This window comes from Lewinella cohaerens DSM 23179, assembly GCF_000379805.1.
In the GTDB taxonomy this organism is placed as follows: Bacteria; Bacteroidota; Bacteroidia; order Chitinophagales; family Saprospiraceae; genus Lewinella; species Lewinella cohaerens.
Genome location: NZ_KB903609.1, coordinates 157,862 through 178,673, shown reverse-complemented (window position 1 = coordinate 178,673; position 20,812 = coordinate 157,862). Strand labels below are relative to the sequence as shown.

Below are 20,812 nucleotides of genomic sequence, written 5' to 3'. Positions count from 1 at the left end.
CTATTTTAGAACAGCCCGGTAATTTTCTTCATCTTCAAAGTATACTTCAATACTTTCTTTAAGTGTTGTCGCTAAAGACATGCCATGGTAATCTACCTGGATAGGGAAAGATTTATGAGTACGATCAACCAAAACCGCAGTCTCCAACTGTTTGGGGAGAATATCTAATAAAGGCTTGCAGGCATAGAAAAGGGTTCGACCTGTATTAGCAACATCATCCACGACCAGAATAGGTTTGCCGTCAAGATCTGAAAGGTCCAAACCTATGGTAACTTCTTCTGAAACAGGATTGGCAGGATTAACTTGAATATTCGTCAAACGGATAGGTGCATCTGATAACTCACGGATATGATTTACCAACAGTGTGGCAAAGTGCATCCCACGGTTGTTGACTCCCGCCACAATGAGCTCATGCTCTTTGGTATTGCGTTCCATAATCTCAATAGCCAAGCGCCTAACTTTTTGCAGAATTTGGCGATGGTTGAGAATTTCTATGGTATTTGCATCGATGCTATTCATGCTGTAAAGTTAGGGATAATTTACAGAATGAATAGCCGCTTATTTAGACTTTATTCAAATCAGCGAATTTTCGCTACTTGTTCTTTTTAGATTGCAAATTCTTTTGTTTACTTTGCAAATCAAGCGTACTAAAATAGGCAGATGATACAGCAAATTTTATTCTTAATTATAGCGGGAGGAGCGTCCTTCTACGCTTTTCGCCAGTTTATGGCCATTCGGCAAACAATCCTACTCGGGCAGGACGAAGAAATCTCAGGAGATGCTGCTGAACGCTGGCGCAATGTCTTATTGATTGCCTTTGGACAAAAGAAAATGTTTAAGCGGTGGATACCAGCTGTTTTCCATTTGTTCATTTATGTTGCCTTTCTGTTTACCCAAATCGAACTTATTGAGATTTTTATTGATGGCGCTTTTGGTGTACATCGTTTTTTCGCTGATAAAATAGGGGGGCTTTACAACCTTATTCTCAATACCATCGAGGTATTATCTGTGCTGGCATTCGTGGCTACGTTCATCTTTTTAGCTCGGCGTAACCTTTTGAAGGTTCCGCGGTTGTATAGTCTCAATGGTTGGCCTAAATTGGATGGAAATCTCATCCTGATCTTTGAGGTGGTTCTTCTGGTCGCGATTTTTACCATGAACGGAACAGATGTTGTATTGCAGGGTATTGACCCCGATCATTATCCCGATACGGGGACTCTTGCTGTGAGTTCCTGGCTGGGGCCTGCCTTATTTGGCGGTCTCGGGGAAGGCACCTTGGTTGTGCTGGAACGAGTGGGTTGGTGGCTTCACTTGGGGATGGTACTTCTTTTTCTTAACTATCTCCCAAAATCGAAACACCTGCATATTATGCTGGCGTTTCCGAATACTTTTTTCTCAAGGCTGAAACCTCGTGGCGAGATGGAGAACATGCCCGAGATCATGAATGAAGTGAAGGGTATGATGGGCCTCACGGAAGATACCGGTGAAGTAAATATGGAAGAGGAATTGCCCGATTTTGGTGCTAATGACGTAACAGGACTGAGCTGGATTGATATTTTGGGAGCCTACACCTGTACCGAATGTGGCCGGTGTACTTCCGAGTGTCCTGCTAATCAGACGGGCAAAAAACTTTCTCCCCGTAAAGTCATGATGGATATCCGTGATCGGGCGGAAGAAGTTTATACCAAGATTGAGTCTGGCAAGGAAGAGTATGCCGCTAACCCGGAGCAACCAGTAAGTAAGGATAACTTCGATGATGGGAAATCCTTGTTTGATTACATCACAAGAGAAGAGATACATGCTTGCACGACCTGTAATGCTTGTGTAGAGGCCTGTCCGGTATTGATCAACCCGCTGGAGCCTATCCTTAAAATGCGGCGTTATGAAATTTTGACGGAATCTGCCGGTCCGGGGGATTGGTTACCTATGTTTAATGCGATTGAAAACAGTGGTGCTGCCTGGAGTATGACTATAGACCGGGAAGAGTGGACGAAGGCAGAATAATATAAAAAAAAGAAAAGCGCAAGACGCAAATCTACCTCGCTTAAGCCGAGGTAAAGGATAAATCAATGGCTTGATTAAGCGTCCTGCTAAAGAGGGAAATATGATGAATGTAAAAACCATGGCGCAGTATGCCGCCGAAGGGAAGGAACCGGAAATTTTATTCTGGGTAGGTTGTGCAGGTAGTTTTGATGACCGTGCCCAAAAAGTGACCCGTGCTTTTACGGAGATTTTGAATGCTGCGGGTATCGAATTTGCCATCCTCGGCAATGAAGAACAGTGTACGGGGGATCCTGCTCGCCGTGCCGGTAATGAATTCCTTTTTCAGATGACGGCCCTGCAAAATATTGAGACCCTCAATATGTACAAGGTGCAAAAGATCGTAACGGCTTGCCCTCATTGTTTCAATACATTGAAGAACGAGTACCCTGCCTTGGGTGGAAATTATGATTTGGTTCATCATACCCAATTGTTACAAGAGCTGATTGATGATGGCCGCATTAAGCTGACAGAAGGAGGAACCTTTAAGGGGAAGCGGATCACTTACCATGACAGTTGCTACTTGGGGCGGATCAATGGCGTTTATGAAGCACCTCGCGCTACCCTTGAATCCCTTGATAGTCAATTGGTAGAAATGAAACGCAGTAAGCAGAATGGCTTATGCTGCGGTGCAGGTGGCGCCCAAATGTGGAAAGAAGACGAAGCTGGCGAGAAGAGAATTAATATCGAACGTTCAGAAGAAGCAATGGCTACCGGAGCTTCCGTCATTGCGGTTAATTGCCCGTTTTGTTTGACCATGATGAGTGATGGCGTCAAAGCCAAGGAAAAACAGGACGAAGTAATGGTGCTCGACTTGAGCGAATTGGTGGTGCAAAACTTAGTGCGCTAAGAAACGTTTAGGAGCAGCACAAAAATAAGTTAGCCGTCGTTTTTTTTAAAGCTGGCTAAGCGATTCATTTTAAGCGTGTCAGCTTTTAAAAAAAACTCAAAGACGGCTTAACTTATTTTTTGCGCAATATTTATGACTATGAAAAGCATTGATGTCTTAAATTCTCAGGCCCGCGTGTGGATATACCAGGCCAACGAACCTTTTGCCAATCAAGAAGTTGCAGAGGTAGAACATAATCTACAGCAATTTGCGGAGCAATGGGTAAGTCACAACAATCAACTCAAAGCAGGCGCTGCCATCTTACATGATCGTTTCTTGGTACTCGCTGTTGATGAAACCCAGGCTGGTGCCAGTGGTTGCAGTATTGATAGTTCCGTGAATTTCCTTAAAAAATTGGGTGCTCACTACCAGCGCGATTTGTTTGATCGCTTGCGGTTTTCTTACGTCCAAGATGGAACTGTTCATACGGTTAGTAAAGATGATTTTGCCCAATTGTACCAAGATGGAACCATTAATGACGAAACCNTGGTGTTTGACCCCTTGGTCAAAACAGTAGAGGAACTTTCTTCTGGTTTTCAGAAACCTCTTAAAGACAGTTGGCATTCTCGTTTTGTGTGAAATCAGTCTTGATTTTCCGATAGTTGATAGAAATTAGTCTCCAGAATAAGTGGACTACCCCTAATTTTGATTCGAAGCTAAACAAGCTCTACAGTTTCCAACCAACAAACCAAAAAGAAACAATGATCGGAAAAGTAAAACAGTGGCTCGGCATTGAAGGCGTGAAATTGGTAGTGGATATTCCAGAAGGCCAAGCACTGGCCAATGAAACCCTTCATGGTACCTTACACCTCCAGTCTATGAATCCACAAACCGTCACTGGTATTCGAGTGGTATTGATAGAACGGTACAGTCGGGGCAGGGGAGAAGAACGCCTAGTGGATGAATATGAACTAGGACGGACAGAGCTGAATGAAGTCTTTGAGGTAGAACCAGATACGGTTGTGGAACGATCTTTTAAATTATCCTTTGAGCCATTACGTTCTGAGGTTGACAACTGGGGAGACCGCAATATCTTTAATCGCCAATTTGCCAAAGCAGCACGCTGGATGCGTAATGCAGATTCTCAGTACAGGGTAGAAGCTGAGGCTAAAGTAAAAGGCGTAGCGCTTAATCCTTTCGATAAAAAGGTCGTAGAATTGAGCTGATTATTGATGCTTCTCCAAGTTAGAGCTGATAAACAACGTCCTGACTTTTCCAACCTTACACCCTTACACCTGTAATAACCTTAATTACCTACCTTCTCCCTCTCCGGAATCCACCTTTTTTACCACCGCCAGCTCCGGGCATTCCTCCCATCATACCTGGGTTCTTACTCATTTTGTGCATGAGCTTACGCATCTGATCAAACTGCTTGATAAAACGGTTGATCTCGTCCATGTTCTGGCCACAGCCAGCAGCAATACGACGCTTGCGACTCAGGTCTAATGTTTCAGGATTTTCTCTTTCGTAGGGAGTCATCGAGAAAATGATAGCCTCTACTTTATTAAAAGCACTATCATCAATATTTAGATCACGGGTCATTTTGCCGATACCCGGAATCATACCGAGGAGACTTTTAAGGTCACCCATTCTGCGAAGCTGGGCTATTTGGCTGAGGAAGTCATTAAAATCAAATTTGTTCTTTTTGATTTTCTTCTCTAGCCGCTTAGCTTCTTCTTCGTCGAATTGCGATTGTGCTTTTTCTACAAAGGAAACGATGTCACCCATGCCTAGGATACGCTGCGCCATCCGTTCGGGGTGGAAAACATCAAGGGTATCCATTGTTTCGCCGGTAGAGACGAATTTGATAGGTTTTCCTACGGTGTATTTTACGGAAAGAGCAGCACCACCACGGGTGTCACCATCAAGTTTGGTCAAGACAACACCGTCGTAGTCGATACGATCATTAAAGGCTTTCGCTGTATTGACGGCATCTTGCCCAGTCATCGAGTCAACAACAAAGAGCGTTTCGTTAGGAGAGATAGCACCTTTGACAGCGGCAATCTCGTTCATCATCTCTTCATCTACAGACAAGCGTCCGGCAGTATCCACAATGACGACGTCATGCTTTTGCTGCTGTGCATGAGCAATAGCGCTCAAAGCAATCTGCACCGGGTTTTTATTGTCGGGCTCCTTGTAAATCTCTGCACCTACTTGTTCAGAAATCACGGTGAGCTGATCGATAGCAGCCGGACGGTAAACGTCACAGGCTGTTACTAATACTTTCTTTTTGTGCTTTTCTTTGAGGAAGAGTGCTAGCTTACCGGTAAAGGTTGTTTTACCTGACCCTTGTAATCCTGCAATTAGAATGACCGCCGGTTTACCTTTGATATCGAATTCAGCAGCTTCGCCGCCCATGAGTTCCGTGAGGCCATCCTGGACAAGTTTTACCATCAGCTCACCAGGCTTTACATTCTTGAGAATGTTTTCCTGTCCAAGTGCTTTTTCCTTAATGTTATCGGTAAACGATTTGGCAATCTTATAGTTAACGTCAGCGGCAACCAGTGCTCGGCGAATTTCTTTCACCGATTGGGCAATATTGATTTCCGTTAGTTTGGCATCACCACTGAGGGTCTTGAAAACCGAATCCAGACGATCACTTAAGCTATTGAACATATCTTCCGTTCTTATTTAGGGGCGCAAATATACGTATTTCTTCCGGGATACGAAGGGAGAAATGTGGACTTCCTGTGGTAATTATTACGCACTAATTCGCAGTGGAGTTTTGCAAGTGGTAAATCTTGGTTTTTTTAAGAAAATCAAGATAATAAGCTTGATTTGTGTCAAAAAAAAGACAAATATTTCGTTTTTGTTGATTTCTCCGATTAAATTTACCTGTGCAAGCAACAGCTTGGTATTATCCCATCGAATATTGAAAAACACTGGAATCCCTCGCCAAGAGTTCCAGCTTACTTTTTGCTTGGCCGTGACTTTTTCCCGACTTATAGTCCCAAGATTGAACAAAACGAATGATCAACTGACCTCGCACGAGAACAAGATAAAGTTCCCTTTATTTTCTTCTGGCTGTTGGTTAGTTGGAATTATACTTTTTTAATTATTAACTACCACACTTATGTCGTCCACACTCATGAAGTGGATTGGGATGTTACTGGCTTGGTTATTATTTGCACTTGCAACCTTCAATTTCTGCGTAAGAGATAATTGTTGTACAGCATGCGATGTAGCGGAAGAAGTAGCCCCACCACCACCAGCAGAAACCTCCATAACGAGGTACCCTGTAGATTCTAAACTTGGTTATGCAGCAGTTGAAACCACCGACCAATTTACGGCCTGGAAGGATGCTATCCTGGCTGGAATGGAAGATGGAAAAATGCTAGAAGTAGAAGGCATTTACTACGCTTCTGAAACAGCTCCTGATGGCTACGAAAACATGGGACTTGCCCGTGCTGCTAAAACCATTGAGCTATTGTCAGAATATATTCCAAAGGACCGTATGCGGCCCGTGGCTCGACTTATTGAAGATGATTCTTCTGTAGGAGATGGCGGCTACTTTTTAGCTGCAAACACTCGTTGGCAAGCTGACGGTAATGTAGAAGAGGAAGAGGTGATCAGTATTTCTGAAGATGAAAAAATCATCTTATTCCCTAATGCTTCGGCAAAGCCAATAGAGGATGCTGCTGTACTTAAGTACTTGGATGATTTAGCAGCCCACCTCAATGCTCATCCTGACGATAAAGTGATGATCACAGGACATGCTTCCAGAACAGGACTTCCTGGCCCCAATATGGGCTTCAGCCGTGATCGTGCTGAGCGTGTGCGTAATATGCTTGTAGATCGTGGTGTCAATGCTTCACAGCTAAGCATCTCCTTTAAAGGTGATACCCAATTACGTGACAGCGGGACTACAGAAGCTGCTCATCGCAATAACCGGAGAGCGGAAATTAAACTTACCCGTTCAGGTAACTAATTCTTACTACTAAAAAAAGAAATAATCATGTCTAATATATTATTACTTGAGGCAACCGGATGCTGTGGTTGTACATTATGCTTATGGTGGGCTATTTGGACGCTCGGTGCGTTTTTACTTGGAGCCCTTTTACATCATCTATGGTTCTGCAAAGGCAAGCAAAATGAAATTGATCGCCTTTCCATTGAGCGCGATGGCCTTCATGCTCAGTTGACCAATGCAGAGAAGGATATGGCCAGCCTGAAATACCAGTTGGATGAGGCTAATAAGCACAACACTCACCTACGTGGCCAACTTACCAAGTGCGAATCTGATAAAGCTGCAATGGCTGCTCAAGCTGCCGTACACGGTGATGGCGATGCTGATGGTACAGCATTAGGCATTGCGGGAGGCATCGCGGCTAGCCGCGATGTAGATGGCGATGGCATTAATTATGCTGGTATCCTTGGTGCTGATAACCTCCAAATTATCGAAGGCGTTGGTCCGAAGATCGAAGGCTTGATGAAAGACGGCGGTATTGCTGATTGGGGCGTTTTGGCAGGCACTTCAGTTGAGCGTTTGCAAGAGATTCTTACTGCTGCTGGTTCACGTTACCGTTTGGCTAATCCTAAGACTTGGCCACAACAAGGTAAATTAGCTCACGAAGGAAAGTGGGAAGAACTAATTGAATACCAGAAGTTTCTGGATGCAGGTGTAGAAAACAAAGGCGACTTTGCTTCACCATCTAAGGTAGAGAAACTGATCGTTAAGAAATTGGGTTATTCTACCAATCCGGAGGATTTGAAGATCGTTGAAGGCATAGGCCCTAAGATTGAAGGTCTGCTAAAGGAGGCAGGTATCAAAAACTGGTCTGATATGGCTGCCGCAAGTGTTGAAACGCTTCAAGGTGTCCTCGATGCTGCCGGTGACCGCTATCGCCTGGCTGCCCCATCTACCTGGGCCAAGCAAGCAAACCTTGCTGCTGCTGGTAAATGGGATGAACTTAAAACTTATCAGGATTTCCTTTCCGGAGGAAAGAATCCTACTAAGTAAGTTTCTTTCGGAGCGTATTTAGCGCTAAATCATTCCCCTGGTGCTCTTTTATGGAGGACCAGGGGATTTTTATTTGAAACAAAGCTATACAAAAGCTGTTGGAGAGGTTGTGACCTCGGGATAATTCATGTTCACATCAATCACGACTATGAAAACTTTTTTGACAACTATTACGGTCTTCTTTTGTCTACTCACTTTTTCTTTTGCGCAATCAGATAACCCGCCAGCAGAAGGCTTTAATAATGCTGCTTCTGACCAGCAAGCTATTGAGTTGGCTGATGAAGTTATGGAAAGTATGGGCGGGCGGCTTGCTTGGGATAATACCCGCTTTATTCGATGGACTTTTTTTGGACGCCGTACCCTGCTTTGGGATAAATGGACGGGAAATGTACGTATCGACTTTACTGACACAGATGAGGTTTACCTGGTTGACATAAATACCGGCGAGGGGAAGATATGGCAGAACGGAGCTTACTTGACAGAAGCGGATAGTATTACTAAATATACGGCCAGAGCTAAAAGCATCTGGATCAATGACTCTTATTGGTTAGTAATGCCTTACAAGCTAAAAGATTCGGGTGTGACCCTGAAGTACCTGGGGGAGGAAACCCGTGGTGATACGATTGAGCATACCTTACAGCTTACGTTTGATGGGGTAGGGGATACTCCAGAGAATAAATATTGGGTCAAAATAGACAATGACAACAAATTGATAATAGAATGGTTGTTTTATACCCAATTTAATGACAATGAGCCGCGTTTTGTCACTCCTTGGGCAGATTACAATACCTACGGAAAGATTCTCCTTTCCGGCAATCGTGGTCGCGGGCAATTAACGGATATTGGCGTATTTGAGCATGTGCCGGATCAGGTATTCGAGTCCGCAAAGAAGTACGAAATAGGGGAGTGGTAAGCCCAAAACATAAACTGGACTTTAGCCAAATGGCTAAAGTCCAGTTCATCTGGTTCAAAATTTGCTACTTTTTCTTTGACTTGGGTTTGGTTGCAGGCTTGGTTGCTGGTTCAGTAGCCAAAGCTGGTGCTTGGTTTTTAATTGTCCAGACGATGAACGCGATTAAGGCCAAAATCAAAGCAAGAGAAGAAATCGTTGAGATCGTTTTACCCAGGAAGTATTTTCGAGGAGCAAATTCGAAGACGATCTCGTGAACACCTTCAGGGATTTTTAGACCACGTAAAGCATAATCAACTCTGATGTGCTCTACAGGCTCTCCATCAATGTAAGCTTGCCAGCCTTTATCGGGGCCGTACCAGATTTCTGAAAAGACGGCCAGTTCTTCTTGAGCCGCATTGCTTTCGTAAGTAAGTCGATCAGGGCGGTATTCTGTCAAGCGTACAGCACCTTGCCCTGTGGGCTTGAGTGTGTTTACATAGCTATCGAATTCTTGATGTACGACAGCTGCCCGCTCTAGCGGAAGGTACTCCAAGCCATCTATTTCTACGTTAGCATTAGGGACAACAACAATAGAATCTACGAGCCAGGCATTTCCTAACGCACCAGGGTTTTGCTGAACAGTAGGTTGTCCTTCGGGGCCAGGAATGATGAAGTATTTCGTATTTAATATATCGAGTACCCCTTGGTTTCCTCGTGTGATATGACGATCAATCAAATCCTGGAAACGCTGGAGCTTAGCAGCATGGTAGCCACCTATCATCTTGTGGTGGTAAGATGATTGGGCCGAGTTGAAGGTGTTAACCGTAGCATCAAAAACCCGATAATGAGGATCCTTATCTTGTAGTATTTGCTGGTCTACTGCCCGTGGCGCAAAATACTGACTAATAGAAGTAGGTCTTTTGAAATCATCCTGATTAAGGTAGCGCATTCCTACACCGAAGAGATCAAAAATAGTCAACACCCCCAAACCAATGAGTACAGGTGTTAATTTTAGTTTATCCTGAATATAGAAGTAAACCAAACCCGCAGCCAATGCTACAAGGATTAGACTTCGGAGCGAGTCCGACCGCATCAGATCGGCTCTCGTATCTGCGAGGCCTGTCATAAGTGTTTGAATCACCTGAGGGTCTGCTTGTCCAAATTGTTGGGCATCACGAGGATTAACAAAGTCAAACATGCCAGGACCAACGATTGCAAAAAATAGTGCAATTGCAGCACTAATACCACCGCCAATCGCCAGGGCTCGAATAGCTTTGGCTTTGTCGGCTTTGCCGCTAAATATTTCGTTCAGGCCAAGTATCGCTAAAATTGGAATCAGGAGTGAGGTTACACTAAGGACCGAATTTGGTGTTCGAAATTTATTGTAAAGAGGGAAGGTGTCAAAAATGAAATGGTTAAATCCTTCCAGGTTATTTCCTAGAGAAAGCAAAATTGTAAATAGCGTACCCAGCGCTAGCCACCATTTTACAGGGCCCTCTACCAGAAATAATCCTACCAAGAAGAACAATACCATGATAGCTCCAAAGTAAATAGGCCCACTAGTAAAGGGTAAGCCGCCCCAATATAGCGGAGCATCAAAAGTCTTTCCTTGTCCAGCACCTAGCCGCCGAAGTGCTTGTCCGTAAGGAGAATCACTAGTTGTAGGCTGTGCTGATCCACCACCAACGACACCAGGAATAAATCCAGAGAAAACATCTAAGGTATTGTTGCTCCATTGCATTGCATAATCCCAGTCGAGGCCATTAACTTCACTACTGGAAGCAGGGGCAGCACTGGCTTCTTGCTCCAAGATGGGCTCACCCCGCATAGTATCTTCCGCATATTCATAGGTAACCCAAAGGTTAGACGCTGCTGAGCCAAGGGCAAGTAGTCCGCCAACAATCAGTACCGCTGCCGCTTTGCCAAAATGAGGAAGGGTTTTGTTTTTAATATTGCTGATCAATTCTGCTACTCCCCAGATTAATACTGTGAGAAAGAAATAGTAGGTCATTTGGACGTGGTTAGCGGCCAAATCCATACCTAAGCCAATGCCAAATAAGATGCCACCGAGGAGGTATCGTTTGCGAAAAGCCAACAACATACCACTGGCAACCAATGGCAAGTAAGAGATGGTACGTAGCTTCGTTTCGTGCCCTGCTTCGAAAAGCACTAGGTTATTGGTTGCAAAACCAAAGGCAATGGCCCCGATAATACTCAACCAAGAGTTTACACCAAGTAAAACCATTAATACATAAAAACAAACCATCGCTGCGATAAACTGACCAGCAGGAGGCTTGATAAACATACGTACTACTCGTTCTAGTTTTTTTACGTAATTACCACTGCTAACCGTATTGATTTGATAAGCAGGCATTCCACCAAACATAGAGTTGGTCCAGAGGGCTTCTTCGCCGGTGGCATCTTTGTAGGCACGTAGCTCCTGAGACATGCCTCGGTAGCCCATAACGTCACCTTGTTCGATGACCTTTCCGGAGAATTGTGGGGTGAAGTAAAAAATGGAAACCACAATAAAAATACCCAAGGCAGCCAAGTGCGGCACAAAAGAGGATAGGTTAAAACGCATGTTATAGTTTTTCAATAGGTATAATACAGGAAATATAGGTTCGCAAGATAAAGAATATTATAGGACATCAACGTCTACATCGTAAGGGAAACTCATTAGATAATCCATGGCTTTTTGGATCGGGAAATCTTCGAAGACAATTCGATAAAGCATTTCTGTGATGGGAACCCTCAGTTTATAATGCTTGGCCAGGTGGCGAGTGATACGTAAAGTCCTTACGCCTTCGGCTAATTCAGGCATGGTATTGGAAACCTGCTCCAGAGATTCTCCACTACCAATGCGAAATCCGAAAGTATAATTTCGGCTCTTCTTACTCGTAGCAGTAGCGATCAAGTCACCAATACCAGCAGTACCGAAAAAAGCTTCAGCTTCGGAACCCATCGCTTTGCCAAAATAGACCATCTCCATCAGGCCTCTGGTCAAGAGCATAGCCTGGATGTTTTTTCCCAAGCCGTACCCTTTTAGTATTCCTGACCCCAATGCGATTGTGTTTTTTAAAGCACCAGCCAGTTCCGCACCTAAAAGGTCATAAGAACCAAAAACATGAAAAACAGGACTGCTTAATACTGATTTTCCTGCGGAAATGACTTCGTCGAACTTACTGGCAATGAGGGTGGCGGTTGGTTGCCCTTCCAGTATTTCTTTAGCGAGGTTAGGTCCAGATAAACAGCCTAATCTAACCACAACACTTTCCTCTCTGATGACTTCTGAAATAGTACTGACATAGCTGCGGGTAATTCCTTTTTCTTCGATTTCTGATTCTGCCATGCCGTGGACATCGAAGCCTTTGGTTGCGTGTATCAGGATATGGTAAGGCCTTAAATAGGGGGCCATGTCTCGCATCATCGACCGAAAACCACTAGAGGGCACCACCGGAAATAGCAGATGGCAGCGAGCCGCTATTTCTGCGGGGTCCGATGTGGCGGTAACTCTTTCAGGTAATATAATGCCATGTCGTTCTTCTCGCTCATTGATTTGATTAACGACTTCTTCTTTTCGTGCATACAGGATCACGTCCGTATTGTAGGCAAGGAGGTTAGCAATCGCTGTTCCAAAACTCCCTCCGCCAATGACCCCAACGGGCTTCCCCATAACTGCTGACATAATATTCTGACTTGATGTTACAGGCAAATATAGCCTAAAGGCGAGGATGATCAGCCACCATGTCATTAAAATAAATGCTTCTTTGCGGTTAATTTCACCAAGGCTTTTCAGGTAAGCCTGCGTACGATCTTGGCTTGATCTGGAAGAAGACGAGCGATTTTCATCCATTCTCAAGATAGAAAATTGTCATTAATGTACCATCCACTTTTCAAATACCAGTGGATATGCTACATTTGAGGAAAAGAAATTCACCTATGACGAAGTACATCTCTTTCTTCGCATTATTTTTTTGTAGCATTTCGGTAATGGCTCAATTGCCTCAATCTAATGTTTACCTCTTCAATATGAAGCAGGTATCTGATAGTATTTTTGAGTTTAATCAACCACAGTACCTGACGGCTTTCAATGCTGATGGCTACAATAACCAACCGTCTTTCTTCACGAATGATGAGTTGTACATCTCTGCACAGTTGCCTTCAATGCAGCAACCGGAGCTGTATTTGTTGAACTTGAAAGACCGGACAAAGTTACGAGTTACCGAAACCGCAGAAGGAGAGTTTTCTCCTACACGGATGCCTGATTTTTATAATTTCTCGGCCATTCGCCAAGAGTATATAGGGCGTGATACGGTTATCCGCTTGTGGCAATTCCCGATGGATCGATTGACTAATGGCAAACCGGTATTCAAATATCTCCAGGGAATTGGATACTACTGCTGGATAAATAGCAAAGAGGTAGCCGTATTTGTTGTGGATAATCCCAGTTACTTGGCATTGGCCAATGTTGATACCGATGACCTTATTCCATTGGCAACAGATGTTGGACGTTGTATCAGAAAGCTTCCTAATGGAAATTTATCTTTTGTGCAACGTAATGAAGCTGGTGCCTGGCAAATCATGGAGCTATCATTATATCGACGTGGGAACCTCACTCCGCAACCTATAATTACCAGCTTGGGTGGGGTAGAGGACTTCGCAGTGCTACCTGATGGTTCCTACATCATGGGAAGAGGCAGTAAAATTTATAAATTCAACCGTTTTCGTGATGAAGACTGGATTGAAATTGCCGATCTACGGTATTACAATATCACTAATATCTCTCGACTGGCGGTCAGCCCGGATATGAAGATTGCCATTGTGGCGGATTAGAAAATACCAGCGTCTAAACTAGCTCTTGACCTCCATTTACAGGTTTGCCAGGAGCTAGTTTTTTTATTTTCTTCCTGTGTTCGTAAAGATAGTGGTCTAGGAAACCCTGTACAACCCGCAGTCCCATCTGGAGCTGGGTATTGTTGTTAATGATAAGGTCTGCTTCGTCCATGTAAGGTTTGATGTACTTTTCGAAGGCGGGAAGCACATGGTTTTCGTAGCGGTATAGTACATCTTCAAGTGGGTAGTTACGCTCAACCCGGTCTCTTTTTATTCGGCGGATAACCTTCAGGTTTTCCTTGGCGTGAAGGTAAATCTTCAAATCAAGGTGTCGTCTCATTTTACGGAAATGGAAAACAAAAAGCCCTTCCACTATAATAATGGGAGTAGGGTGGAAGGTTAGCATTTTGGGAGTAGCCTTTTCGTTATTGAAAGTATACTCTTGGCGCTCTACGATTTCTCCTTTAATAAGGCGTCCTACATCTTTGATGAAGGCTTTTTTGTCAATTGATCGAGGAAGATCGAAATTGGTAATGCCCATTTTATCGCTCTTTTGCTCTTCTCTGGGACGATAATAATCGTCTTGAGAAATTACGCAAAGGTGTTCTTCGGGGAAGTGTTCCCTAAGTGAGCGAATAAAAGTGGTTTTGCCGGATCCACTGCCGCCGGTAATCCCAATAATAAATGGTTTCATCCTGAAGAGGTAGGTTCGGCCAAAAGTAAGGCTTTCCGCCAAGAGGATAAAACGAATGAGGGAAAAGAAAAATCATTCGGGATGTTACAAATAGTTTACTTACTTTTGGCTGGAACTAATTGACCGTATGGACTTTTTGAACGACCTTTTTCGCGCGAGCCTTGGAGTAACTGTTTTACTCGGTATTTGCTACTTATTAAGTAGTGATCGTAAAGCTATCAACTGGCGCTTGGTAACCATAGGAATGGGCCTGCAATTAATGCTGGCCTTTTTTATTTTAATTGTGCCAGGTGTTAGCAGCATCTTTGACTGGATTTCAAAGGGCTTTACCAGTGTAATTGCCTTTACGGCAGCTGGCTCGCAATTCATGTTTGGTAACATTGTTACAGACATGAGTTCCTTCGGCTACATCTTTGCTTTTCAGGTATTACCGACGATCGTGTTTTTTAGTGCACTAACGGCGGTACTCTATTATCTGGGCATCTTGCAAAAAATCGTTTATGGTCTGGCTTGGTTGCTGACACGCACAATGGGATTGTCTGGTCCAGAGAGTCTCGCAGCAGCAGCAAACGTATTTATTGGTCAAACGGAGGCACCTTTAGTTGTAAAGCCCTATTTGGAAAAAATGACCAAGTCGGAAATCCTCTGTCTGATGACAGGTGGGATGGCCACTATCGCCGGTAGTGTTTTCGTTGCGTACGTGGGCTACCTTGGTGGAACAGACGAGGCAACAAAACTCTTTTTTGCCAAGCATTTACTTACGGCGTCAATTATCTCTGCACCAGCAGCAATCGTTGCAGCTAAGATGCTTTTTCCAGAAACGGAACGAGATGAGGATCTCGAAAAGCAGTTGGAAATGGCTGATGGAGAGGCTTCTAATTTATTAGACGCTATTTCTCGGGGTACTACTGATGGATTGCGCCTTGCGGTGAATGTCGGGGCAATGTTGTTGGTTTTTACGGCTATGATTTTCATGATGAATGAAATTTTCCTTAGCGTAACAGATTTGCTTAATGGAGCGGTGGCTTGGTTTAATCCGAGTGTTAGCGACTGGAATGAGCAAATATCACTTTCTACAGGCGGGCGTTTTGAAGGCTTTAGCTTCACCTACTTGTTAGCAATGGTTTTTGCTCCTTTTGCCTGGATCTTGGGTGTCCCTTTTGAAGATATTACAGTCGTTGGGCAATTGCTAGGCCTGAAAACGGTGATCAATGAATTTGTAGCTTATGAACAGTTTCAGGGAATCCTCGTAGAGGGATTGCTCAAAAACGAGAAATCTGTTATTATCGCAACTTATGCGTTGTGTGGATTTTCCAATTTTGCCTCCATTGGCATTCAGATTGGAGGCATTGGCTCTTTAGCTCCCGGACAACGAAATACCTTAACCTCATTTGGTATTAAAGCTTTGATAGGGGGGACCATTGCCTGTTTCCTTACGGGGGCTATTGCTGGGTTGTTTATTTAAATCCCACATTTTTTTGCTAGAAGGCTGGATTGGGCTACACAAGTAAAATTTGTAGGAAGGAGTGTAGATTATTTTTTGCGAGCTCCCTTTTATTACAAGAAGTAGGAAGAGATGCCTTTCTGAGAAACCATTATTGTTGCTAATAACAAGGACGTAAAGGAGTTATTACAGAGAATGATATAGAATTATTTTTTTATACGAATAAAAAATATATAGAAAAATATATGTTTTTTTTAGTCTGAATAGAGACGATAGCGCTAAAAAAGCCGTTTTTTGCAGTATAGAACAGAACAACTAGCTTAGATTTTTACCCAATTAGGCTTAATTGCCTCACTCTGAACAAACATTCCACCCAGTTAAAAAAGTTTTTAGATAGAGTTGTGAGAGTCCCCCTTGGCCCACCTCAATCTACAACCCCTCTATGCCTTTTTTTAGGTATTGAAGGGTATCAACCCAAGTGAGTAAGCACACTGTAGACTGTGCTGACCGCCAATGAAATTGGCGCTAAACTTCTATTCTCTGACTGAGAGGTCTAGAGATAGGATTTTGTTATGTCAGTACTTATTCTTTTATCAACTTAAATGTGCGCTCACATGACTTATTACTTCAGAGAAATTCAGAATCAGCAGGAAATGTTGAATTGGCTTCGCCTTCGGTACACGATTTATAACAGCACTCGTTGTGCAGGTTTTCTAAGGGCCAACGAGGAAGAAATCGATGTCGATGATTATGACCTCCGTGCTCGTCACTATGGTTTGTTTGTCGAAGAAGCAGATGAACAAAAACTTATCGGTGGTCTGCGGATTATCCAAAACAAACCAGTGCTGTCTTCTATTAGAATGCTCAAGGAAATGGGTATTCTGGATCAGCAGGAAATGCTCAAAGAAAAGGCCGTATTGCCTATCATGAGCTATTTTGAAGATGATGACAATGCAAATTTTGACAACCTGGTGGAGCATTCCCCGGTAGCAACAGAAGGAAGCAGATTAGTGCTTAATAAAGAATACCAATCGCTGCGCCTTGCCAAATTTATTATTAGCAATGCAATCATCATGCATTTATTGCTAGAGGAAGACTGGACCGCTTTTGTGTCTTGTAATCCTTTGCATGCTCGTTTGTATCATAGCTTTGGTTTTAAAAATGTATGTTCGCAAACTACTTGGGCTAAAGATGCTCCAGTGAGTGCGTTGTACCTACAGGATGGCCTGCTTGAGGCTGATAAGCGAGTAGAGCTTGAAGACATGGCCGCAGCCTATAAGTCAGATGGTTTTACCGTTTACGAGCATACTCGAGTTCGCAAAGTTCCTGTACGCCGTACAGCATAAGTTTAGTCAACGGGGATGTTTTTAATCAAAATCTTATCACGCTTTCTTGAAGAAATAATCATGCCCTTATGAGCAAGAAAATAAAACCTATTTTGCTTTTTATCATTGTGGGAATTGTACTTCCGTTAGTCGGCTGTCTAGAGGGCCTGCTAGATATTCGCATTGTTTTACTGACAACGGCTTCGGCATTAGTATTCCTAACGCAGCCAGCACCACGCCCAACAGAAGCAAAGGAACAAGCTGGGACAGACCGGAATTCCTTTTGGTGGATAACCGTGATGTCCTTGCTATCGCTTCATGTACCATTGATAGAATGGGCCTATTTTCACGATATGAAAACGGTATACACTTGGAGTTTTCCTCTAGGTGTAGGCGTATTGCTATTGAGTATTGTCTTTCGAGTATGGGCGATTCGTACGCTTGGGCGTTTTTTTACAGCTACCGTACAAATTATTGAGGGCCATCAAGTTGTACAGACTGGGCCTTATGCACTGGTCCGACATCCCAGTTATACGGGAGCCTACTTGTCATATCTCGGAACTGGGATTATGCTAGAGGCCTGGATCGGGTTATTGTTTGCGATGGTGGCCATGGGGATTGCCTATTATCAACGTATCACAGCAGAAGAGGAAGCGCTACGTAGTCATTTTGGAGAAGCCTATGTGGAGTATTCCAAAAAAACTAAGCGTTTGATTCCATTTGTCTTTTGAATTTCACCTACTCGTACTAACGCGTGTAGGCATGCTCTAAATCAAAGCCTTCGATTTCTTCCAGGCCATCAACCTCTTCGAGGTAAACCTCTGCTACTTGGGCTTTTAGCTGCTTGAGGGCTTCTTCTGCGAGTGATTGCCGGACGGAAACATCTAGTTCAGCGGTGATCGTGAAGCGTTGTTCAATAACCTGGAATGGAGGCTTAGAAACAGCGTTCATTACCTTACTCATGTGGGCGTAATCAAAACGGAGAGTGTAGACGTCTTCCACTAGTTTTTCAACCTTTACACCTGCAGCCAAGGCATCAGCTGCACTTTTTTTATAGGCATTAATCAAACCTGATGCTCCGAGTAGCGTTCCGCCAAAGTAGCGCACAACGACTACGAGGGTATTGGTTAGTTCTGCGCTGTCGATTTGTCCGAGAATGGGTCTTCCAGCGGTTCCGCTGGGCTCTCCATCATCATTGGCGCGATAGTTATACTGATCTAGTCCCAAGCGATAGCCATAGCAATGGTGCCGGGCTTTTGGGTGTTCTTTGCGTACTTCTAAAAGAGCAGCCTGAATTTGATCCGTATCCTCCACAGGGAAAGCATAGGCCAGGAATTTGCTTCCTCGATCTTTAAATTCTCCAAAGGACGGCCCTTCAATGGTTTGATATATATCTGTATATTCCACAGTCATAAAGGTCGTAATTATTTTTGTTAACTATATTTTGCAATTCATTTGCAAGCAATAATGGAGGAGTTGTTACATTTGCAGAACAATAAAAAAGCCGCTAAGTGGAAAGTACACTTCAGCAATTCGATCAAATAATGGCCAGCTGCCGGGAAGTTTTCTTGAATAAGCATCAGGACTATGGTTCTTCTTGGCGGATATTTCGGCCCAGTTCCTTGACGGATCAGCTCTTTATCAAGGCCAAACGCCTACGTAGTATTGAAGAAAAAGGCCTGCAACTTGTAGACGATCCGCTAGACGGGGAGTACAAAGGTCTTATCAATTACAGTATCCTGGCGATCATCCAGTCTCGGTTACCTGCTGATAGTGGGCTTGACCTCAGTGCTGAAGAAGTAGCTGCACTATACGATACCGAAATTAGGGGTACCCGCGCACTTCTCGAAAAAAAGAATCACGATTATGGTGAGGTATGGCGGGAGCTTCGGCTAACCTCTATTACCGATTTGATGCTAGCTAAATTGCTTAGAATCAGACAGATTGAAGAAAACCAGGGCCATACCCTCGTTTCTGAAGGGCAAGAAGGTAATTTCCGTGATATTATCAATTATGCCGTTTTCGCCTTAATATTGTTAGAGGATGGATCGAGTGATCCACAATAATCCAGCTTATTATGAATCTACCTACACTCATTATTGGACTTGCCATTTTTGCTATTGCTCTGACGGGCATGCAAAAAGCTATGGATCGTAAATTGATCAAGAATTTCCTGATAAGTCTTCTTCAAAATTTTGTTGGAGGTCTTTTTATATTCTCCGGTTTGGTGAAAGCAGTTGACCCACTGGGAACTGCTTACAAAATGGAGCAGTATTTTGCAGAATTTGAAACAACTTTTGCAGGTACGAAAGCAGCCTTTCTGGCACCTATGTTTCCGGCATTAGCGGAGTATGCTGTGGCTTTTGCGGTATTTATGATTGTCTTTGAAATTTTCCTGGGCTTCAACCTACTTATAGGTGTTATGCGCAAGTTTACGGCCTGGTCCTACTTCCTGTTGGTTTTGGTGTTTACTTTCCTGACAGGCTTTACTTACCTGACAGGATACGTGCCTGAAGGCGTAAATTTCTTCCAGTTTGGGCAGTGGGGCAGCTATGAACCAACAAGCATGAAGGTGACTGATTGTGGTTGTTTTGGCGATTTTCTCAAGCTAGAACCCCGTGTATCCTTCTTCAAGGATATCTTTTTGCTGATACCTGGCCTTATCTTCCTTTTTGCAACAAAATCTTTTCACGAACTCACCAAAGGATCTCAGCGTGCATTGGCCGTTGGCCTTGCGGTAGGAATCTCTATTTTGGCCATTTATATTAATGGATACACCATTGGCTGGCGCTTACCGGTGTTTTTTGTGGCAATTGTAGGTATTGAGTACCTCAGTAAAAATATGGCCATTATTGGTAGTGTCCTGGCACTTATGCTTTATTCTTTTACTAATTACGTAACGGACATTCCTCAAGTGGATTTCCGGCCGTTTCGAGAAGGAGCTAATATTGCGGAACGCAAAGCACTCGAAGAAGAATCAGAGGCCAATGTTAAAGTACTGGCCTATAAAATGACTAATAAGGCCAGCGGTGAAGTGGTAGAGTTGCCCTTTGACGTTTATTTGCAAGAATACGCCAAGTATCCGGCAGAAGAATGGGAACTCGATCAGGTAAAGTCAGAACCAGAAGTTGTTCGGACAAAGATTAGTGATTTTGAAATCAGTGACTTGGGAGGGAACGATATCACTTCCGGCATTTTACAGGAAAGCGAACCTCACATAATGATCGTCGCCTACCGTTTGTATGGTACCGAACATCAAGAAACAACCATAGTTCCTGATTCTATCTTTGTAACAGATACCGTAATTACCTTACAGGATACTGTTTTAGAACGCCGGTTGACGAAAGTGAATCAGAAAGAAGTGGTGACCACTATCTACGATTGGGACCCTTCTTATGTGGCCCGCTGGAAGAATGACTTCTTACCTGTTATGGAAGCCGCTGCGGAGGCTGGATTAAAAGTTTATGCCATTACAGCTTATTCAGACCCTGAACGGATTGCCAGTTTCCAAAAAGCTTTGGGTACGGAGATTCCATTTTTCATGGGCGATGATATTTTATTGAAGACCATTGTTCGTTCTAACCCAGGGCCAGTACTTATGAAGGAAGGGACTGTTCTGAAGAAATGGCACTTTAAAAACATCCCTAATTTTGATAATATTCAGGCAGATTTTCTCAGCGAATCCTAATTCTTTGTGATTATAAGCGGATAATGCTTTCCTTTGCAGGAATT

At 43.6% G+C, this 20,812-nt stretch carries 18 protein-coding genes; 12 read left to right on the top strand and 6 right to left on the bottom strand.

The window, feature by feature from the left end; all coding sequences use genetic code 11:
• Positions 1–519, bottom strand: coding sequence for a phosphoribosyltransferase family protein (locus tag A3EU_RS0127620; RefSeq protein ID WP_020539426.1), 519 nt, complete (start codon positions 517–519; stop codon positions 1–3).
• A gap of 141 nt (positions 520–660) precedes the next feature.
• On the opposite strand from A3EU_RS0127620, the gene A3EU_RS0127615 reads away from it, so the two are divergent.
• The 3 genes from A3EU_RS0127615 (at position 661) to A3EU_RS0127600 (ending at position 4,095) form a co-directional block, all read left to right on the top strand.
• Positions 661–2,004, top strand: a complete 1,344-nt coding sequence (locus A3EU_RS0127615) for a 4Fe-4S dicluster domain-containing protein (RefSeq protein WP_020539425.1) — start codon at positions 661–663, stop codon at positions 2,002–2,004.
• Between the two features lie 103 nt (positions 2,005–2,107).
• The gene (locus A3EU_RS0127610; protein WP_020539424.1) at positions 2,108–2,890 is read left to right on the top strand and encodes a heterodisulfide reductase-related iron-sulfur binding cluster; all 783 of its coding nucleotides are present in this window, start codon (positions 2,108–2,110) and stop codon (positions 2,888–2,890) included.
• A gap of 740 nt (positions 2,891–3,630) precedes the next feature.
• Entirely contained in the window at positions 3,631–4,095 is a 465-nt protein-coding gene (locus A3EU_RS0127600) for a sporulation protein (protein ID WP_020539422.1), read from the top strand.
• Between the two features lie 88 nt (positions 4,096–4,183).
• Here the strand turns inward: A3EU_RS0127600 and ffh are convergent, their stop codons facing one another.
• The gene (ffh, locus tag A3EU_RS0127595; RefSeq protein WP_020539421.1) at positions 4,184–5,545 is read right to left on the bottom strand and encodes a signal recognition particle protein; all 1,362 of its coding nucleotides are present in this window, start codon (positions 5,543–5,545) and stop codon (positions 4,184–4,186) included.
• A 457-nt stretch (positions 5,546–6,002) separates the two neighbouring features.
• Here ffh and A3EU_RS33390 point away from each other — a divergent pair, with 457 nt between their 5' ends.
• The 3 genes from A3EU_RS33390 to A3EU_RS0127575 all read left to right on the top strand — a co-directional run bounded on the left by A3EU_RS33390 (position 6,003) and on the right by A3EU_RS0127575 (position 8,802).
• Entirely contained in the window at positions 6,003–6,857 is an 855-nt protein-coding gene (locus tag A3EU_RS33390) for an OmpA family protein (RefSeq protein WP_083937607.1), read from the top strand.
• A 27-nt stretch (positions 6,858–6,884) separates the two neighbouring features.
• On the top strand, positions 6,885–7,889 hold the full coding sequence (locus tag A3EU_RS35160) for a helix-hairpin-helix domain-containing protein (protein ID WP_020539418.1): 1,005 nt from the start codon (positions 6,885–6,887) through the stop codon (positions 7,887–7,889).
• Positions 7,890–8,037: 148 nt separating this feature from the next.
• Positions 8,038–8,802: a hypothetical protein gene (locus tag A3EU_RS0127575; RefSeq protein ID WP_020539417.1), complete on the top strand. Its 765-nt coding sequence runs from the start codon at positions 8,038–8,040 to the stop codon at positions 8,800–8,802.
• Positions 8,803–8,866: 64 nt separating this feature from the next.
• On the opposite strand, the gene A3EU_RS32135 is transcribed toward A3EU_RS0127575, so the two are convergent.
• Together A3EU_RS32135 and A3EU_RS0127565 are read right to left on the bottom strand one after the other, a co-directional pair.
• Positions 8,867–11,365, bottom strand: a complete 2,499-nt coding sequence (locus A3EU_RS32135) for a YfhO family protein (RefSeq protein ID WP_020539416.1) — start codon at positions 11,363–11,365, stop codon at positions 8,867–8,869.
• A gap of 57 nt (positions 11,366–11,422) precedes the next feature.
• Complete coding sequence (locus A3EU_RS0127565) at positions 11,423–12,637, bottom strand: NAD(P)H-dependent glycerol-3-phosphate dehydrogenase (protein ID WP_020539415.1); 1,215 nt, start codon at positions 12,635–12,637, stop codon at positions 11,423–11,425.
• A gap of 86 nt (positions 12,638–12,723) precedes the next feature.
• Here A3EU_RS0127565 and A3EU_RS0127560 point away from each other — a divergent pair, with 86 nt between their 5' ends.
• On the top strand, positions 12,724–13,617 hold the full coding sequence (locus A3EU_RS0127560) for a hypothetical protein (RefSeq protein WP_020539414.1): 894 nt from the start codon (positions 12,724–12,726) through the stop codon (positions 13,615–13,617).
• A gap of 13 nt (positions 13,618–13,630) precedes the next feature.
• Here A3EU_RS0127560 and A3EU_RS0127555 read toward each other — a convergent pair whose 3' ends face one another.
• On the bottom strand, positions 13,631–14,311 hold the full coding sequence (locus A3EU_RS0127555) for a uridine kinase family protein (RefSeq protein WP_020539413.1): 681 nt from the start codon (positions 14,309–14,311) through the stop codon (positions 13,631–13,633).
• Positions 14,312–14,438: 127 nt separating this feature from the next.
• Between A3EU_RS0127555 and A3EU_RS0127550 the strand changes: the two genes are divergently transcribed.
• The 3 genes from A3EU_RS0127550 to A3EU_RS33380 all read left to right on the top strand — a co-directional run bounded on the left by A3EU_RS0127550 (position 14,439) and on the right by A3EU_RS33380 (position 17,811).
• Positions 14,439–15,776: a NupC/NupG family nucleoside CNT transporter gene (locus A3EU_RS0127550; RefSeq protein ID WP_020539412.1), complete on the top strand. Its 1,338-nt coding sequence runs from the start codon at positions 14,439–14,441 to the stop codon at positions 15,774–15,776.
• A gap of 593 nt (positions 15,777–16,369) precedes the next feature.
• A complete protein-coding gene (locus tag A3EU_RS0127545) occupies positions 16,370–17,101 on the top strand; it encodes a GNAT family N-acyltransferase (protein WP_020539411.1) in 732 nt (243 codons plus the stop codon).
• Positions 17,102–17,169: 68 nt separating this feature from the next.
• The gene (locus tag A3EU_RS33380) at positions 17,170–17,811 is read left to right on the top strand and encodes a methyltransferase family protein (protein ID WP_020539410.1); all 642 of its coding nucleotides are present in this window, start codon (positions 17,170–17,172) and stop codon (positions 17,809–17,811) included.
• Between the two features lie 16 nt (positions 17,812–17,827).
• On the opposite strand, the gene A3EU_RS0127535 is transcribed toward A3EU_RS33380, so the two are convergent.
• The gene (locus tag A3EU_RS0127535; protein ID WP_020539409.1) at positions 17,828–18,493 is read right to left on the bottom strand and encodes an IMPACT family protein; all 666 of its coding nucleotides are present in this window, start codon (positions 18,491–18,493) and stop codon (positions 17,828–17,830) included.
• 98 nt (positions 18,494–18,591) lie between these two features.
• Between A3EU_RS0127535 and A3EU_RS0127530 the strand changes: the two genes are divergently transcribed.
• Together A3EU_RS0127530 and A3EU_RS0127525 are read left to right on the top strand one after the other, a co-directional pair.
• Complete coding sequence (locus tag A3EU_RS0127530) at positions 18,592–19,146, top strand: DUF1599 domain-containing protein (RefSeq protein ID WP_020539408.1); 555 nt, start codon at positions 18,592–18,594, stop codon at positions 19,144–19,146.
• 11 nt (positions 19,147–19,157) lie between these two features.
• Positions 19,158–20,768: a DoxX family protein gene (locus A3EU_RS0127525; protein ID WP_020539407.1), complete on the top strand. Its 1,611-nt coding sequence runs from the start codon at positions 19,158–19,160 to the stop codon at positions 20,766–20,768.
• The last annotated feature ends 44 nt before the right edge of the window (positions 20,769–20,812 follow it).

Bases quoted from the DNA above. Each gene is read 5' to 3' on its own strand.
- A3EU_RS0127615 (WP_020539425.1), top strand. From the start codon at position 661: ATGATACAGCAAATTTTATTCTTAATTATAGCGGGAGGAGCGTCCTTC.
- ffh (WP_020539421.1), bottom strand. From the start codon at position 5,545: ATGTTCAATAGCTTAAGTGATCGTCTGGATTCGGTTTTCAAGACCCTC.
- A3EU_RS0127555 (WP_020539413.1), bottom strand. From the start codon at position 14,311: ATGAAACCATTTATTATTGGGATTACCGGCGGCAGTGGATCCGGCAAA.
- A3EU_RS33390 (WP_083937607.1), top strand. From the start codon at position 6,003: ATGTCGTCCACACTCATGAAGTGGATTGGGATGTTACTGGCTTGGTTA.
- A3EU_RS0127545 (WP_020539411.1), top strand. From the start codon at position 16,370: ATGACTTATTACTTCAGAGAAATTCAGAATCAGCAGGAAATGTTGAAT.
- A3EU_RS33380 (WP_020539410.1), top strand. From the start codon at position 17,170: ATGAGCAAGAAAATAAAACCTATTTTGCTTTTTATCATTGTGGGAATT.
- A3EU_RS0127550 (WP_020539412.1), top strand. From the start codon at position 14,439: ATGGACTTTTTGAACGACCTTTTTCGCGCGAGCCTTGGAGTAACTGTT.
- A3EU_RS0127525 (WP_020539407.1), top strand. From the start codon at position 19,158: ATGAATCTACCTACACTCATTATTGGACTTGCCATTTTTGCTATTGCT.
- A3EU_RS0127565 (WP_020539415.1), bottom strand. From the start codon at position 12,637: ATGGATGAAAATCGCTCGTCTTCTTCCAGATCAAGCCAAGATCGTACG.
- A3EU_RS0127560 (WP_020539414.1), top strand. From the start codon at position 12,724: ATGACGAAGTACATCTCTTTCTTCGCATTATTTTTTTGTAGCATTTCG.
- A3EU_RS0127535 (WP_020539409.1), bottom strand. From the start codon at position 18,493: ATGACTGTGGAATATACAGATATATATCAAACCATTGAAGGGCCGTCC.
- A3EU_RS0127575 (WP_020539417.1), top strand. From the start codon at position 8,038: ATGAAAACTTTTTTGACAACTATTACGGTCTTCTTTTGTCTACTCACT.
- A3EU_RS35160 (WP_020539418.1), top strand. From the start codon at position 6,885: ATGTCTAATATATTATTACTTGAGGCAACCGGATGCTGTGGTTGTACA.
- A3EU_RS32135 (WP_020539416.1), bottom strand. From the start codon at position 11,365: ATGCGTTTTAACCTATCCTCTTTTGTGCCGCACTTGGCTGCCTTGGGT.
- A3EU_RS0127610 (WP_020539424.1), top strand. From the start codon at position 2,108: ATGAATGTAAAAACCATGGCGCAGTATGCCGCCGAAGGGAAGGAACCG.
- A3EU_RS0127600 (WP_020539422.1), top strand. From the start codon at position 3,631: ATGATCGGAAAAGTAAAACAGTGGCTCGGCATTGAAGGCGTGAAATTG.
- A3EU_RS0127620 (WP_020539426.1), bottom strand. From the start codon at position 519: ATGAATAGCATCGATGCAAATACCATAGAAATTCTCAACCATCGCCAA.